Annotated in this window: 11 protein-coding genes; 7 read left to right on the forward strand and 4 right to left on the reverse strand. The window is 54.8% G+C overall.

What is annotated here, in order from left to right:
* Nucleotides 1–294 precede the first annotated feature (294 nt).
* From G604_RS0106330 to G604_RS0106340, 3 genes are read right to left on the reverse strand one after another with little or no spacing between them, the layout of a single operon-like run.
* On the reverse strand, nucleotides 295–2,769 hold the full coding sequence (locus G604_RS0106330; protein WP_028909839.1) for an ATP-dependent helicase: 2,475 nt from the start codon (nucleotides 2,767–2,769) through the stop codon (nucleotides 295–297).
* 41 nt (nucleotides 2,770–2,810) lie between these two features.
* Complete coding sequence (gene mtgA, locus G604_RS0106335) at nucleotides 2,811–3,542, reverse strand: monofunctional biosynthetic peptidoglycan transglycosylase (RefSeq protein ID WP_028909840.1); 732 nt, start codon at nucleotides 3,540–3,542, stop codon at nucleotides 2,811–2,813.
* Nucleotides 3,542–4,231, reverse strand: coding sequence for an OmpA family protein (locus G604_RS0106340; protein WP_028909841.1), 690 nt, complete (start codon nucleotides 4,229–4,231; stop codon nucleotides 3,542–3,544). Before G604_RS0106340 ends, mtgA begins: the two co-directional genes overlap by 1 nt.
* Before the next feature lie 192 nt (nucleotides 4,232–4,423).
* On the opposite strand from G604_RS0106340, the gene proS reads away from it, so the two are divergent.
* From proS to G604_RS0106360, 4 genes are all read left to right on the forward strand, one after another.
* On the forward strand, nucleotides 4,424–5,908 hold the full coding sequence (gene proS, locus G604_RS0106345; protein WP_028909842.1) for a proline--tRNA ligase: 1,485 nt from the start codon (nucleotides 4,424–4,426) through the stop codon (nucleotides 5,906–5,908).
* Nucleotides 5,909–6,186: 278 nt separating this feature from the next.
* A complete protein-coding gene (rpsA, locus tag G604_RS0106350) occupies nucleotides 6,187–7,968 on the forward strand; it encodes a 30S ribosomal protein S1 (protein ID WP_028909843.1) in 1,782 nt (593 codons plus the stop codon).
* Nucleotides 7,969–8,112: 144 nt separating this feature from the next.
* A complete protein-coding gene (locus G604_RS0106355; protein WP_028909844.1) occupies nucleotides 8,113–9,246 on the forward strand; it encodes a porin in 1,134 nt (377 codons plus the stop codon).
* A gap of 23 nt (nucleotides 9,247–9,269) precedes the next feature.
* A complete protein-coding gene (locus G604_RS0106360) occupies nucleotides 9,270–9,488 on the forward strand; it encodes a hypothetical protein (protein ID WP_028909845.1) in 219 nt (72 codons plus the stop codon).
* Between the two features lie 67 nt (nucleotides 9,489–9,555).
* Here G604_RS0106360 and G604_RS13710 read toward each other — a convergent pair whose 3' ends face one another.
* Entirely contained in the window at nucleotides 9,556–10,812 is a 1,257-nt protein-coding gene (locus G604_RS13710; RefSeq protein ID WP_051220255.1) for a DUF3078 domain-containing protein, read from the reverse strand.
* Between the two features lie 130 nt (nucleotides 10,813–10,942).
* Between G604_RS13710 and G604_RS0106370 the strand changes: the two genes are divergently transcribed.
* The 3 genes from G604_RS0106370 to G604_RS0106380 are packed head-to-tail and all read left to right on the forward strand — an operon-like array spanning nucleotide 10,943 to nucleotide 16,696.
* A complete protein-coding gene (locus tag G604_RS0106370) occupies nucleotides 10,943–12,553 on the forward strand; it encodes a CTP synthase (RefSeq protein ID WP_028909846.1) in 1,611 nt (536 codons plus the stop codon).
* A gap of 24 nt (nucleotides 12,554–12,577) precedes the next feature.
* Nucleotides 12,578–14,512: a membrane protein insertase YidC gene (gene yidC / locus G604_RS0106375; RefSeq protein ID WP_028909847.1), complete on the forward strand. Its 1,935-nt coding sequence runs from the start codon at nucleotides 12,578–12,580 to the stop codon at nucleotides 14,510–14,512.
* Nucleotides 14,513–16,696: an alpha/beta hydrolase family protein gene (locus tag G604_RS0106380; protein WP_028909848.1), complete on the forward strand. Its 2,184-nt coding sequence runs from the start codon at nucleotides 14,513–14,515 to the stop codon at nucleotides 16,694–16,696.
* Nucleotides 16,697–16,701 lie beyond the last annotated feature (5 nt).

Consider the following 16,701-nt stretch of genomic DNA (forward strand, 5'->3'; position numbering starts at 1 on the left):
AGCAACCGAATATTGCATAATTATTCGCATAAAACCATTAAAAACACAGGTTTATTTCCGTTTTATACAGTCGATTATACACGAAAACGGCGCATGGATCTCCCATAGATAGGCTCGTAAACACGATGTTTAGAAAATTCTGCACGAAAGAGAAAAAATTCTGGTACGTGCAGAGCAGCGAAAAGGCGAAAGCGGGCTCGGAAAAGCCCATCGCCACGCTAGAACCGAAGTTGGATACGACACCCTTTTTAGTAAAATATTTTGACAAATGGCGGAACATAATGAATTATGTCCCTACCCGATGACGCTGAGGCGGGCGAACTTCAGCAGGAGCTGCTTCCTCCCGCTGTTGTCGAAGTCGATCGTCGCTTTCTCGTTCTCTCCCGTCCCCTCAACCTTGATGACGGTACCGATGCCGAAGCGCTGGTGCTCCACCTTCGTGCCGGGGGAAAGGGCGGCGGCGGAGACCTTGGAGGACGAGGGGGCTGCTACGGCCCGTCCGCCATTCGTCATCGCGTCGTTGAGACGGCGCAGACTGCCACCATGCTCCACGAGCTTGCGCTTGAAGCCCTCAGAGAAGGGATCGACAGCAGCCTCAGGGCGACGGGGACGCGTGATCTTCGGTTTCGGATCGGCCATGAACTGAGAGGCCACGGGACGGCTGTTCTGCATACGGCTGTTATACCGCGGCACGCCCCGCTGATATTCGGGGTTGCTGACATACGGTTTGTTCGGCTCATAGTCGTCCTCCCACGGCAGCCGACGGGAGGTGGCGGCAGAGGACGCCGCGGTCTCCGCGCCCTCATCGACATAACGACCGTCGATATCCCGGAGGAACCGGCTCGGCTCGTCGACCTGCATCGTGCCATAGCGCCAGCGGTTACGGGCATAGGTGAGGTAACAGTGGCGCTCAGCTCTTGTGATGGCGACATAAAGAAGACGGCGCTCCTCCTCGAGCTGACGGGGACTGTCGAGGGACATCAAGGATGGGAAGATATTCTCCTCCATACCAACGACGAAGACCGTGGGGAACTCGAGACCCTTGGCGGCATGGATCGTCATCAGCGTGACACGGTCGCCGTCATCACCGTCATCACTGTCGAGATCGGTGAGCAGCGACACCTGTTGGAGGAAATCGGTAAGCCGGGCATGTCCCTCCCCTTCCGTCTCCTCCTGATCGGCGACAAAAGCCTGCAGACTGTTGAGGAACTCCTCGAGGTTCTCCTGCCGGCTGAGGGCATCGGCATCCGTGCCCGTATAGATATCCTTCGAGATACCGCTCTTCTCGATGATATCCTTTCCAAGTGTATAGGCATCATCGACGGCGAGGCGCTGCTGGAAAGCGGCGATGAGATCACGGAAGGCCATGAGTTTCGCCAGTGCGCCGCGGTTGACATTGAGCTGGCAACGGGCGGGCTCGTTGATGACCGTCCAGAAGCTCACGCCGGCAGCGGCGGCAGCGGCGGCGATACGGCCCACGGTGGTGTTGCCGATGCCCCGGGCGGGATAGTTGATGATGCGTTTGAAGGCCTCCTCGTCATCGGTGTTGGCGACGAGGCGGAAATAGGCGATGATATCCTTGATCTCCTTCCGCTGATAGAAACTCAGTCCACCGAAGATCCGGTAAGGGATCTCCTGACGCCGCAGCTCCTCCTCGAAGCTGCGGCTCTGCGCGTTCGTACGGTAGAGGATGGCGAAGTCGCTCCACCGGCTGTCTTCACCGCTGTGCAGGCGCCGCATCTCCTTACAGACGATGGCGGCCTCCTCACGGTCACTGTAGGCAGGCCGCAGGTGGAGCTTGTCGCCCTCAGCATTCTCAGAGAACACCTCCTTGGGGATCTGCCGCTGGTTATGGCGGATGAGACTGTTGGCGGCAGCGACGATGCGCTGTGTTGACCGGTAGTTCTGTTCGAGTTTGAAGAGTTTCGTACCGGGATATTGTTTCTGAAAGCCGAGAATATTATCGATATTCGCGCCACGGAAGGAGTAGATGCTCTGCGAGTCATCACCGACGACACAGAGACGCTGCTGTTCCTTCGTCAGCTGAAGGGTGATCATCTGCTGCACCCAGTTGGTGTCCTGGTACTCATCGACGAGGACATACCGGAAATGAAGGGAGTATTTCTGTCGGATATCCTCGTGGTCCTTGAAGAGAAGATAGGTGTTGACGAGGAGGTCGTCGAAATCCATCGCGTTGGCCTGGCGGCAGCGCTCACAGTAAAGGCCGTAGATCCGCCCCACCTCGGGGATCTGCTGCCGCTGGTCCTGCATGCGCTGGTCACTGTCGCTGAGATAACTGTCGGGGAGACAGAGGCGGTTCTTCGCCATGGAGATCCGGTTGTGGACGGTGGCGGGCTTGTATTTCTTGTCGTCGAGGCCGAGTTCCTTGATGATGGCTTTCAACAACGAACGGCTGTCGGCCTCGTCATAGATCGTGAAGTTCTGCTTATAACCGATATGCAACGCCTCAACACGGAGGATACGGGCAAAGATGGAATGGAACGTGCCCATGTGCAACTGGCGGGCACGCTGCGGGTCGACGAGGCGGCCGATGCGCTCCTTCATCTCGTTGGCAGCCTTATTGGTAAACGTCAGGGCGAGGATCGACCACGGTTGCAGGCCTTTCTGCAGGAGGTAGGCGATCTTATAGGTCAGTACACGGGTCTTGCCCGAGCCGGCACCGGCGATGACGAGCGACGGGCCGTCGATATATTCTACGGCGGCACGCTGGGCGGGGTTGAGTTGAGAGAGGAGTTCTTCTTCCGACATGTCTTATCTTTGCTTGTTTATCTGTTGGTTTATCTGTTGGTTTACCTGTGTTTATATGCCCCGCCGACGACGGTACCGGGGTTGACATCCTCGCCTTCCTCGGGGAAGGCGGGGACGAAGAGCATCTCATGCTCGATCTCCCGCTGACGCTTGCGCATATAAGCCGACGGATGGCCACTGTCCATCTTCAGCGGATTGGGCAGGGAGGCGGCGATGAGCGCACACTCCCCACGGAAGAGGTCCTTGGCTTTCTTGTCGAAATGATATTCCGCCACGGCGTCGACACCATAGATGCCGTCGCCCATCTCGATACTGTTGAGATAGACCTCCATGATGCGCTGCTTGCTCCACATCAGTTCGATGAGGAACGTGAAATAGGTCTCAAAGCCCTTACGGACCCAGGAACGGCCAGGCCAGAGGAACACGTTCTTCGCCGTCTGCTGGGAGATGGTGCTCGCGCCACGCTTCTTGCCGCCATTGAGGTTATGGACGGCGGCTTTCTCGATGGCGTTATAGTCGAAGCCGTGATGGAGGAGGAAGCGCTGGTCCTCACTGGCCATGACGGCCACGGGCATATGGGGCGAGATCTCGTCGAGCGACACCCAGTGGTGATGGAGCGTGATACTCTCTCCCCTTCCCGCCTGCTGGATGCAGCGGATGACCATCAGCGGCGTGATATATACCGGCAGGAAGCGGTAGACTATAACAGAAAGGATGGTGGAACTGAAAAACAGCACCACCATCCATCTTAAAATTTTCTTGATTTTACCCATTAATCATCCAATTTACCATTCTGGGCATCCTTCACCATCTGCTTGGAAGCATAGAGATAAACCTCCACACGACGGTTCTGCGGGGCCACGGTGGCATTCACAATAGGATTCTGACTGCCATAACCGGCCACATTCTTGAACTGGCTGCGGCTGACACCCTGCTGGATGAGGTAAGCGCCGACGGTGGCGGCACGCTGCTCACTCAGCGGCTGGTTGATCTTATCACCACCCGTAGCATCGGTATAGCCCTGGATATCAACATCGAGGGTATTGTCCTTCTTCAGCACCTGGGCGAACTTCTGCAGGTCCTTCTTGCTGGCAGCACGGAGCGTCGACTTGCCAAGATCGAACTGCAGACCACTGTCAAAGGTAACCTTCACGGCCTTCAGACCGTTGGCATCCGTCACCTCGTCAACCTTGGCATTGGTGACATTCTGCTCCACCTCTTTCTTCACCTTATCCATGTGGTTGCCGATAGCCGTACCGACACCGCCACCAACGGCAGCGCCGATGGCTGCACCAACGAGGGCACCCGTGCCACGATGGGAGTTGTTCAGCAGTCCGCCGATGAGGGCACCGAGAGCGCCACCAGCACCGGCACCGACGGCAGCACCCGTCTGTGTGTTGGTTTGACAACCTACCAAAAGGAGCAGGGACATGCCTGCTACAGCTACTTTCAGATTTTTCATGTTAAATTCCTTTCTATAAGTTTTATTTTGCAAAGATAATTCTTTTTTCCGCAACTAAGCGGTTTTGTGAACATTTTTTTGTAATTTTGCCCCAAAGTTACGGGATTCTCCGTTTCCGGACAAGGGGGAAACACCTATTTGCCCGGGGGATTTCCCCATTCAACGTCAGTAAAAACAATAAGAAATAAAGAAATGGCTAAAGAACTCAAACAACTCACCAAGCGTGCTGACAACTACAGTCAGTGGTACAACGACCTGGTGGCCAAGGCAGACCTCGCCGAACAGGCTCCCGTGCGTGGCTGTATGATTATCAAGCCCTATGGCTATGCTATCTGGGAGAAGATGCAACAGGAACTCGACCGGGAGTTCAAGAAGACGGGCGTGAAGAACGCCTATTTCCCCCTCCTCATCCCGAAGAGCTTCTTCGCCCGTGAGGCCGAGCATGTCAAGGGCTTTGCCAAGGAGTGTGCCGTTGTCACCCACTACCGTCTGAAGGTCAGCGATGACGGTAGCGACATCGTCGTCGACCCCGCCGCCAAGCTCGATGAGCCCCTCATCATCCGGCCTACTTCGGAGACGATCATCTGGAACACTTACAAGGGATGGATCCACAGCTGGCGCGACCTGCCGATCATGTGCAACCAGTGGTGTAACGTCATGCGCTGGGAGATGCGTACACGTCCGTTCCTCCGTACCTCCGAATTCCTCTGGCAGGAGGGACATACCGCCCATGCTACCCGTGAGGAGGCTGAGGCCAAGGCTAAGGAGATGCTCCATGTCTATGCCAACTTCGTGGAGGGCTTCATGGCCGTGCCCGTCATCCAGGGCGTGAAGAGTGCCACGGAGCGCTTCGCCGGTGCCCTCGACACCTACACCATCGAGGCCATGATGCAGGACGGCAAGGCTCTGCAGAGTGGTACGAGCCACTTCCTCGGTCAGAACTTCGCCAAGAGTTTCGATGTCACCTATTTAAATAAAGAGAATAAGCCGGAATATGTATGGGCTACGTCCTGGGGTGTCTCCACCCGTCTCATGGGTGCCCTCATCATGGTCCACTCCGACGACAACGGTCTTGTGCTGCCGCCGAAGCTCGCGCCGATCCAGGTCGTCATCGTGCCCATCAGCAAGAATGCCGAGCAGCTCGCCGCCATCACGGAGAAGATCCAGCCCGTCATCAACGAGCTCGAGGCCGCCGGCATCAGCGTGAAATATGATGACGCCGACAACAAGCGTCCGGGATTCAAGTTCGCCGACTACGAGCTCAAGGGCGTCCCCGTACGCCTCGTCCTCGGTGCCCGTGACATTGAGAACGGTACCATCGAGATCATGCGCCGTGACACCCTGGAGAAGGAGAGCGTCTCCTTCGACGGTATCGCACAGCGCGTAAAGGACACCCTCGAGGACATGCAGAAGGCCCTCTTCGAGAAAGCGAAGAAATACCGCGACAGCCGTATCTATGAGTGCAACGACTACGACGAGTTCAAGAAGCGCATCGTCGACGGTGGCTTCTTCCTCTGCCCCTGGGACGGCACTGCCGAGACAGAGGCGAAGATCAAGGAGGACACGCAGGCTACCATCCGCTGCGTCCCTTACGGCTTCGACCAGTCTAACCCCGGCACCGACATGGTCAGCGGCAAGCCCGCTACCTGTAAGGTCATCATCGCCAGAAGCTATTAAGGACGGATCCACTTGCAGGGGCCGTCCCTTGTGGCGGCCCGTCGGCGGAACGCCGAATCGATATCCGCGTGCGGAATGCCCTTCGGACATCGGGCCGCCACAAGGGACGGCCCCTGCAAGAGGATAATGTCGTTAAATAATCTTAATAATTTGCTTTTAACCAAACATAACCCGTTGAAAATTTGTAATTTTGCAGCCGTTTTGGGTAACATGTGCCCGAACAAAATATTCAACATAAAGTCCAACTTTATTAATTATTAATTTTTTTATTTATTTTTATGTCAGATTTTAAGAACGTACAGCCGCTCGCAGACTTCAACTGGGACGAGTTTGAGAATGGCACGAGTACAAGCGTCAGCAAGGAAGACCTTACCAAGGCGTATGATGAAACCCTGAACAAGATTCAGGACGATCAGGTCGTTGAAGGCACCGTGATCTCTATCGACAAGAAAGAGGTCGTTGTCAACATCGGCTACAAGAGCGACGGTATCATCCCCGCTTCTGAATTCCGCTACAATCCCGATCTGAAGGTCGGCGACAAGGTAGAGGTTTACGTCGAGAGTCAGGAAGACAAGCGCGGTCAGCTCGTACTCTCCCACAAGAAGGCACGCCTGGCTAAGAGCTGGGAGAAGATCAATGAGGCTCTTGAGAAGGATGAGATCATCCAGGGTTATATCAAGAGCCGTACCAAGGGCGGTATGATCGTGGATGTCTTCGGCATCGAGGCTTTCCTGCCGGGCAGCCAGATCGACGTTCATCCTATACGCGACTACGACGTCTTCGTCGGCAAGACCATGGAGTTCAAGGTTGTCAAGATCAACCAGGAGTTCCGCAACGTCGTTGTCTCCCACAAGGCACTCATCGAGGCAGAGCTCGAGCAGCAGCGTAAGGAGATTATCTCCAAACTCGAGAAAGGTCAGATCCTCGAGGGTACCGTCAAGAACATTACTTCCTATGGTGTCTTCGTTGACCTCGGTGGTGTCGACGGACTCATCCATATCACAGACCTCTCCTGGGGCCGCGTCAGTGATCCCCATGAGGTTGTCTCCCTCGATCAGAAGATCAATGTCGTCATCCTTGACTTCGACGAGGAGAAGAAGCGTATCGCGCTCGGCCTGAAGCAGCTCACCCCGCATCCTTGGGATTCGCTCGATCCGAACCTGAAGGTAGGTGATCATGTTCATGGTAAGGTCGTCGTCATGGCTGACTACGGTGCTTTCGTAGAGATCCAGCCGGGTGTCGAGGGCCTCATCCACGTCAGTGAGATGTCCTGGAGCCAGCACCTGCGCAGCGCTCAGGATTTCCTGAAGGTCGGCGACGAAGTAGAGGCTGTCATCCTCACCCTCGACCGCGAGGAGCGCAAGATGAGCCTTGGCCTGAAGCAGCTCAAGGAAGATCCTTGGGAGACCATCGAGGTGAAATATCCCGTTGGCAGCAAGCATACCGCTAAGGTCCGCAACTTCACCAACTTCGGTATCTTCGTTGAGCTCGAAGAGGGTGTTGACGGTCTGATCCATATCAGCGACCTCAGCTGGACGAAGAAGGTTAAGCATCCTTCTGAGTTCACCACCGTTGGTGCCGACATCGACGTCGTCGTCCTCGACATCGACAAGGAGAACCGCCGTCTGAGCCTCGGCCACAAGCAGCTCGAGGAGAATCCTTGGGACAACTGGGAGCAGATCTACACCATCGGTTCTACCCATAAGGGTAAGGTTTCCGAGATGATGGACCGCGGCGCTGTCGTTACCCTCGACGAGGGTGGTGAGGGCTTCTGCACTGTCAAACATCTCGCTAAGCAGGATGGTTCTCAGGCAAAGGTCGGCGAGGAGCTCGACTGGGTTGTTCTCGAATTCAACAAGGACAGCCGTCGTATCATCCTCTCTCATGCCCGTACCTTCGAGGATCTGAAGGATGACTACAAGCCCGCCCGTCGTCACAATGGTGGCAACAAGAAGGCTGCTGAGACTCCGCAGATCAACAATGTCGCTGCCAGCACAACGCTCGGTGACCTCGACGCTCTGGCTAAGCTGAAGGCTCAGCTCGAGAAGAAGGGTAAGTAAAAGCCGCCCCTACGGGGGTAAAAAATATCAGAAAAGATCCCAAAAGCTCATGCTTTTGGGATTTTTTTTGTCTTTTACGCTCATACCCCAATATTTTTTCGTATTTTTGCACCACTAAAGACAATTATCGTTCAAGAAAAGAATATGAAAAAGGGGATTATCTCAGTGGCACTCCTGAGCACACTCATGGGAATGCCTGTCCATGCCGAGGTGAAACTGCCCTCTTGGCTCTCACAAGTGAAGCTCTCGGGTTATGGCATGATCCGTTATGCGTATAACGGTCAGGAAACGGCAAAGTCAAACAGTTTCGAACTGCGTATGCTCCGTGTCTCTCTGGAAGGCCGCATCGCGCAGGACTTCTACTGGAAGACACAGATCCAGTTCAATGGTAACACGTCAACCCTCGGCTCCTCACCGCGTGTCGTCGACCTCTTTGCCGAATGGCAGAAATACGATTTCCTGCGCGTGAAGATCGGTCAGTTCAAGAACCCGTTCCTCTTCGAGAACCCCATGAACCCCATCGACCAGGGTTTCCGCTCCTATTCACAAGCCGTATTGAAGTTCGCCGGCTTCTCCGACCGTAGCGGCAAGCATTCCAGCAACGGTCGTGACATCGGTCTGCAACTCCAGGGTGACTTCCTGAAGAATGCCAGTGGCCGTAACCTCCTCCACTACCAGGTGGGTGTCTTCAACGGTCAGGGCATCAACGTCAGTGATGTCGACCAGCGGAAGAATGTCATCGGCGGTCTGTGGGTCATGCCCGTCGCCGGCATGCGCCTCGGTGCTTTCGGATGGACCGGCAGCTATGCCCGCAAAGGCAACTGGACCGACGAGAACGGCAAGGAGCACACCAATGAGGTCCGCAGCCTCGACCAGGAGCGTTACGCCTTCTCCGGCGAGTATGTCGTCGACGACTGGACATTCCGTTCCGAGTATGCCCATTCCTATGGCTATGCTTTCCAGGAGGCCCTCGTCAACACCAATGACGCCAGCAGCAAGGACTGCACCGTCAACGAGGCTTTAGGCAACAAGAGCCAGGCCGTCTACGCCCTCGTCATCGCGCCGATCATCAAGAAGAAACTCCATGCGAAGGTCCGTTACGACATGTACCAGCCTACGGGTGACTGCTCCCGACAGTATAATGGCTATGAGTTCGGCATGGACTATAACTTCCATAAGAATTTCCAGATCAGTGCCGAGTATGGGTATATCCACAACCGCGGCGCTGCCGACAAGGACTATAGTGTTGCCGAAGTCGCTGTCAACTTCAAATTTTAAAATAACAACCGATCAAGAAATTTATGAGTACAGACAATAATGACTTATATATCGGAGCGGATGGTCATCACCACCACCGGCATCATCACCACCGTGCTGATGACTCCGAAATCATGAAACGGAAGATCCTCAACCGCAGAAAACTGCGTAAGAGCCTGCGCCGCGTGACCTTGCTGACGATGACGGTCCTCGCCATCCTCATCATCCTTTACGTCGCATGGCTCTATGCTGCTCCGAATTGATCCCCATCCGCTTGCAGGGGCCGGCCCTTGTGGCGGCCCGATGCTGAAACGGCATGCATATTATTCGTTAAAAATTATACGAAAAACCGATGCTGAGATACTCTTTCAACTGCCAGTAACTATGCTCGCCGATGCGCTCGACACCATCATCGAAACGCGGATAAATGAAGAGATTGGAAGAGATCCACTTATTGAACTGGAATGAGAACGTGTTTTCCCATTCCAGTTCTGTCCTTTTATAGGTAGTATAGGCGAAGAGGCGGCTCTTCCAGTTGATACGGTCGCTGAGAAGCCATTTCACATCAACCGTACACTCCGAACCATAGTCCCACAAGGAATGCTTCCCCGCATCGATACCATAGCGCGTGGCCAGTTCACCGCGGTTGACAAACTTATAGTTGACGGCGATAGGTGCCAGATGGGCCGTTCCCGCGAGCTTCTTGTGGAAGGCCTCAATGGTATAGTCCATACCGAGAGAGGCGTTGAGGGTGAACGGGGAGAAGAAAGAGGCATAGACCTTCGGGTCGTTGGCTTTGTAGGTATGGGTGAACTGCGTCGTGGCAATCATCTGTAGGGTGTAATACCACCGCTTATGCGCCTGGAGACCGACCTTACTCGTCAGACGCAGCAGATCCTCTGTCGTCAACAGGCTGTGGATGCTGTCACCCTTCGACGTCTGCATGCCGAGGCGCATCTCAAGTTTGTTGTCCCAACGCAGCTTCTGCTTGTTGTTGAAGTTGGCCTGCATGACCGCAGAGCCAAGCATGCTGTAGTTGCTCTCACCACCTTTATACCAGTTCGTCGAGACGTAGTTCTGCATGAACTGCAGGTAATAGTCTCCCGAGAACGTCCAGAAATTCGGACGACGGATAAGGAGACCCTGCGGCGTGAACTCCGGTTCACTGATACCACCGGGAGAGACAATGTCAACGATGTCCGGATGCGACTCCAAAGGCTCACGGTCCTGCTCACGCTCCTTCACAGGGGCGCTGATGCGGTCCAGCTGCCGCTCACTTACCTCCACGAGGTCGGGATGATTGACATAGACCGACAGAAGGAGACTGTCGACATAGGCCGTCAACGGTGACGTCGCACCCTTCTGCAGAGAGAACGCCTGTTGCACGGGACCGCGGTAGAACGTCATCGGCAGAAACAACGGAGCACTTCCCTGCTCCACCTCCCGCCGCAGCTCCGCCGTACGCGTACTGTCAAGGGCTGTCGGCAAAACAACAGGCTGACGCTGCCCGACGGCACTATCGGCAGACACCGGCATCGGTCCGAAAAACAAGGTTACAAAAAGGAAAGAAAAATATTTTAGTTTCATCGTTTATACGCTTTCTTGTTCTTTTTCTGTGCAAAGGTAATAAAAAGAATAGGAATATTTTGCATCTTTGCCAAAAAAGCGCTAACTTTGCACCTTGTAATTACAAAATAAAATTTAACTTTTTATCATCGTGGCTGAAACAAAATATATCTTCGTCACTGGCGGTGTGGTTTCTTCTCTTGGTAAAGGAATCATTTCTTCGTCTATTGGTAAGCTCCTTCAAGCAAGGGGGTATAACATCACTATCCAGAAATTCGACCCCTACATCAACATCGATCCCGGTACGCTCAACCCCTATGAGCACGGCGAGTGCTATGTCACCGTCGACGGTATGGAGACCGACCTCGACCTCGGTCATTACGAGCGCTTCACCGGTATCCAGACCACCAAGGCCAACTCCCTGACGACGGGGCGTATCTACAAGGCCGTCATCGACAAAGAGCGCCGCGGCGACTACCTCGGCAAGACGATCCAGGTGGTGCCCCATATCACCGATGAGATTAAGCGTAACGTCAAGCTCCTCGGACAGAAATACCATTATGACTTCGTCATCACTGAGATCGGCGGTACCATCGGTGACATCGAGAGTGCCCCGTTCCTCGAGGCCATCCGTCAGCTGAAATGGGAGCTCGGAAAGAATGCCGTTTGCGTACACCTCACCTATGTCCCCTACCTCCGTGCTGCCGGCGAACTGAAGACGAAGCCGACACAGCACTCCGTAAAAGAACTGCAGAGCGTCGGTATCCAGCCCGATATCCTCGTCCTCCGTACCGAGAAGCACCTCAGCGACGGCATCCGCAAGAAGGTCGCCGCCTTCTGTAATGTCGACCTCGACTGTGTCATCCAGAGCGAGGACCTGCCGAGTATCTATGAGGTGCCCGTGAACATGCAGAACCAGGGCCTCGACGCCGCTATCCTCCGCAAGACCGGCACGCCCGTGGGTCCCACGCCGGAGCTCGGTCCGTGGAAGGCCTTCCTCGAGCGCCGCAAGAATGCCACGGAGATCGTCAACATCGGCCTCGTCGGCAAGTACGACCTGCAGGATGCCTACAAGTCCATCCGCGAGAGTCTCTCCCATGCCGCTACCTATAATGACCATAAGGTCAACATCACGTTCATCAACTCCGAGAATATCACCGAAGACAATGTCGCTGAGAAACTCAAGGGACAGGATGGTATCGTGATCTGCCCGGGCTTCGGACAGCGTGGTATCGAAGGCAAGATCGTCGCCGCTCATTACTGCCGCACCCATGACGTGCCGACCTTCGGTATTTGCCTCGGCATGCAGATGATGGTCATCGAGTTCGCCCGTAACGTCCTCGGCTATGCTGACGCCAACAGCCGTGAGATGGACGAGAAAACACAGCATAACGTCATCGACATCATGGAGGAGCAGAAAAACATCACCAATATGGGTGGTACCATGCGCCTCGGTGCCTATGAGTGCGTCCTCAAGCAGGGCAGCCGTGTCTTCGATATTTATAAGAAGGAGAATATCCAGGAGCGCCACCGCCACCGTTATGAGTTCAACAACGAATATGAGAAAGAGTACGAGAAGAACGGCATGATGTGTGTCGGCAAGAACCCCGAGAGCAACCTCGTGGAGATCGTCGAGATCCCGAGTCTGAAATGGTATATCGGCACACAGTTCCATCCCGAATATCAGTCGACGGTCCTCAAGCCCCATCCCCTCTTCATGAACTTCGTGAAGACCGCCATCGAGAACCAGAAGAAGAAGTAAAAAAGTAAAGAAGTAAAAAAGTAAATGGATAAGAATACGATTACCGGCTTTGTGCTCATCGCCCTCCTCCTCATCGGCTTCAGCTGGTGGAGCCAGCCGTCGAAAGAGGAGCAGCGCGCCCAGTTCGTCAAGGACTCCATCCTTACCGCCAAGCGCAAAGAGGCCGAGAAAGCAGCGAAGTTTGCCGCTGACAAGCGCCAGGCTGCCGCGAAAGCACAGATAGAAGCCGACACTACGGCCCTCTTCCATGAAGCCCTGAAGGCTCAGAAGGCCCAGGAGATTGTTCTTCAGAATAACAAAGTCGCCCTGACGCTCAGCACAAAAGGCGGTACGGTGGAGAAAGCCGTCATCAAGGGTTATGTCGGTCATAACATCGCCGTCAAAGACGGCAGTAAGGACCAGCCCAACGTGACGCTCTTCGACCGGAAGGACCAGCAGCTGAACTTCATGCTCGCCGCCAAAGAGGCCAACATCATGACCGGGGACCTCTATTTCCAGCCCAGCCAGGTCACCGACAGCACCGTCACTATGACCGCCAATGCCGGTGCGGGCAAGAGTCTCGTGCTCTCCTACCGCCTCGGACGTGACTATATGCTCCACATGAGCCTGCGCGTCAATGGTATGGCTGGTCTCTTTGCGCCGAATACCAATAGTATGGATATCAACTGGCAGGACCACTGCCGGCAGCAGGAGCGCGGCTATACCTTTGAGAACCGTTACGCCACGCTGACCTATCACTATACCGATGGTGGCACTGACTATCTCAGTGAGACGAGTGAGAAGATCGACGAGAAGATCGACGACCCCATCAACTGGGTCGCCTTCAAGAACCAGTTCTTCTCCGCCGTGATGATCGCTAACAACGGTTTCCAGCAGGATGCCCTCTTGACGAGTATCCCACAGGCCAAAGAGTCCAAATATCTCAAACAATACCAAGCCAAACTGAAGACGGCCTTCGATCCTACGGGAAAGAACGCGTCGACATTTGACTTCTATTTCGGTCCCAACGACTTCCGCCTGCTGCAGAAGGTAGAGAAAGAGAATGGTCAAGGCAAAGACCTGCAGATGCAGCGCCTCGTATACCTCGGCTGGCCACTCTTCCGGATCATCAACCGCTGGTTCACGATCTATGTCTTCGACTGGCTCAGCAAGGTCTTCCCCATGGGTGTCGTGCTGATCATGATCACGCTGTTGCTGAAACTCATCACCTATCCGATGGTGAAGAAGAGCTATATGAGTTCCGCGAAGATGCGTGTCCTCAAACCGAAGCTCGATGCCGCCACGGCACAGTATAACAAGCCCGAGGACCAGATGCAGAAACAGCAGGCGATGATGGCGGAATATGCCAAATATGGTGTCAGTCCCCTCTCCGGCTGTCTGCCGATGCTCATCCAGATGCCGATCTGGATCGCCATGTTCAACTTCGTGCCGAACGCTATCCAGCTCCGCGGACAGAGTTTCCTGTGGATGAAGGACCTCAGCACCTATGACCCCATCTTCGAATGGAGCAAGAACCTCTGGCTCATCGGTGACCATCTTTCGCTGACCTGTATCCTCTTCTGCGCCGCACAGCTCCTCTACTCCTGGTTCACCATGCAGCAGCAGAAAGACCAGATGGTCGGACAGCAAGCAGACCAGATGAAGATGATGCAGTGGATGATGTATCTCATGCCGCTGTTCTTCTTCTTCGTCTTCAACGACTACTCCTCCGGTCTGAACTTCTACTACTTCGTCTCCCTCTTCTTCTCCGCCGCCATCATGTGGCTGCTGCGGAAGACGACGAATGACGAGAAACTCCTGGCTATCCTTGAGTCCCGCTATAAGGCCAACAAGGCCAACCCGAAGAAAGCCGGCGGCATGATGGCACGCCTCCAAGCCCTCCAGGAGATGCAGGAGCGCCAGCAGCAGGAGCTCAAGCGCAAACAGGCTGAACTTGACGAGAAAAAAAGAGAACTATAAATGAACAAATCACTCACTATTGCTGCCGCAGCCACGATGCTGGCCTGCGGCAGTATTTCGTTAAACGCCCAGACGATGATTCAGAAGAATGAGATCAAGCTCCAGAGCGACCTGATGACTCCGGAAGCGCTCTGGGCCATGGGCCGTATCGGTGGCGCTCAGGCCTCCCCCGACGGCAAGAAAATCGTTTACCAAGTGGGCTACTACAGTATTCAGGAGAACAAAGGCCACCAGATGCTCTTCGTCTCCGATGCCAACGGCCGTAACAAGATCTCGCTGACGAAAGACGCCGAGAGCGAGACCGATGCCGCCTGGATCGACGGCGGCCGGAAGATCGCCTTCCTCCGTGGCGGTCAACTGTGGATGATGAATGCCGACGGCACCGGCCGCCAGCAGCTCACCCACGACAAGACGGACATCGACGGCTTCCGCTTCAGTCCCGACGGCAAGCAGGTGATCCTCATCAAGAGTATCCCCTATCATGGTTCCATCCAGCAGAACCCCTCTGACCTGCCAAAGGCCACGGGCCGTCTCGTGACGGATATGAACTACCGCCACTGGGATCATTACGTGGAGAGTATCGAGCATCCCTTCCTGGCTACTGTCAACGCTGACGGTACCATCACTGAAGGTACAGATATCCTGCAGAGCGAACCTTACGAATGTCCGATGGCTCCCTTCGGCGGAATAGAACAGCTTGCCTGGAGTCCCGACAGCCGCAGCATCGCCTATACGTGTCGTAAGAAGGAGGGTGTGGCTTATGCCAACTCCACCGATGCTGATATCTACCTCTATGATATCGCCACGAAGACAACCCGTAACCTCTGCAAGCCCGAGGGCTACCAGGAGCCGGCCATCGACTACACGAAGTCAATGCGCAACCAGACCGTCAACCACCAGAAGGGTGATAGGATGGTCGGTTATGATGTCAATCCGAAATTCTCCCCCGACGGTAAGTATATCGCTTGGCAGAGTATGGAACATGACGGCTACGAGAGTGATCTCAACCGCCTCTGTGTCATGGACATCGCTACAGGTAAGAAGACCTATGTTGTCAACAAGGACAATTTCGACTCCAATGTCGACGACTACTGCTGGGCCAACGACAGCAAGAGTGTCTATTTCCTCGGTTGCTGGCACGCCTGCGTGAATGTCTACGACGTCACCCTCGGCCGCAAGGTCATGCAGGTCAGTCCGGAGCAGTGGAACGACTACGGCAGTCTGCAGATGCTCGGCAATGATGCCAAGAGCCGCACGCTCCTCGTCAGCCGTCACTCCATGATCGCCCCCGATGACCTCTACCTCCTCACCGCCGGTAAGGCAAAAAGCGGAAAACTCACACAGGTGACGACGGAGAATGCCGATATCCTCAGCCAGCTCGCCAAGCCGACGATCCAGCAACGCTGGGTGAAGACGACCGACGGCAAGCAGGAACTCGTATGGATCATCCTACCGCCGCATTTCGACAAAAATAAGAAATATCCCACCTTATTATATTGTGAGGGTGGCCCGCAGAGTCCGGTATCCCAGTTCTGGAGCTACCGTTGGAACTTCTTCATCATGGCTGCCCACGGCTATGTCATCGTTGCCCCGAACCGTCGCGGCCTCCCGGGCTTCGGCAGCGCGTGGAACGAGGAGATCAGCGGCGACTGGACAGGTCAGTGCATGAACGACTACCTCTCCGCCATTGATGATGCCGCCAACAACCTGCCGTATGTCGACAAGGACAAACTCGGCTGTGTCGGTGCTTCTTTCGGCGGTTTCAGCGTCTATTACCTCGCCGGCCATCACAACAAGCGTTTCAAGTGCTTCATCGCCCACGACGGTGCCTTCAACCTCGAGTCAATGTATACTGATACCGAAGAGGCCTGGTTCTCCAACTGGGAGTATGATGACGCTTACTGGAACAAGGACATGACGGCCAACGCCAAGAAGACCTACGAGAACAGTCCCCATAAGTTTGTAGGACAGTGGGACACGCCGATCCTCTGCATCCATGGCGAGAAGGACTACCGCATCAATGCCAACCAGGGCATGGGCGCTTTCAATGCCGCACGTATGCGTGGCATCCCCGCCGAACTCCTCATCTTCCCCGATGAGAACCACTGGGTATTAAAGCCGCAGAACGGTATCCTCTGGCAGCGTACCTTCTTCAACTGGCTGGACAAATGGCTGAAAAAATAATCAAC

The sequence above is a fragment of the Prevotella sp. AGR2160 genome, assembly GCF_000424185.1.
Classification (GTDB): domain Bacteria; phylum Bacteroidota; class Bacteroidia; order Bacteroidales; family Bacteroidaceae; genus Prevotella.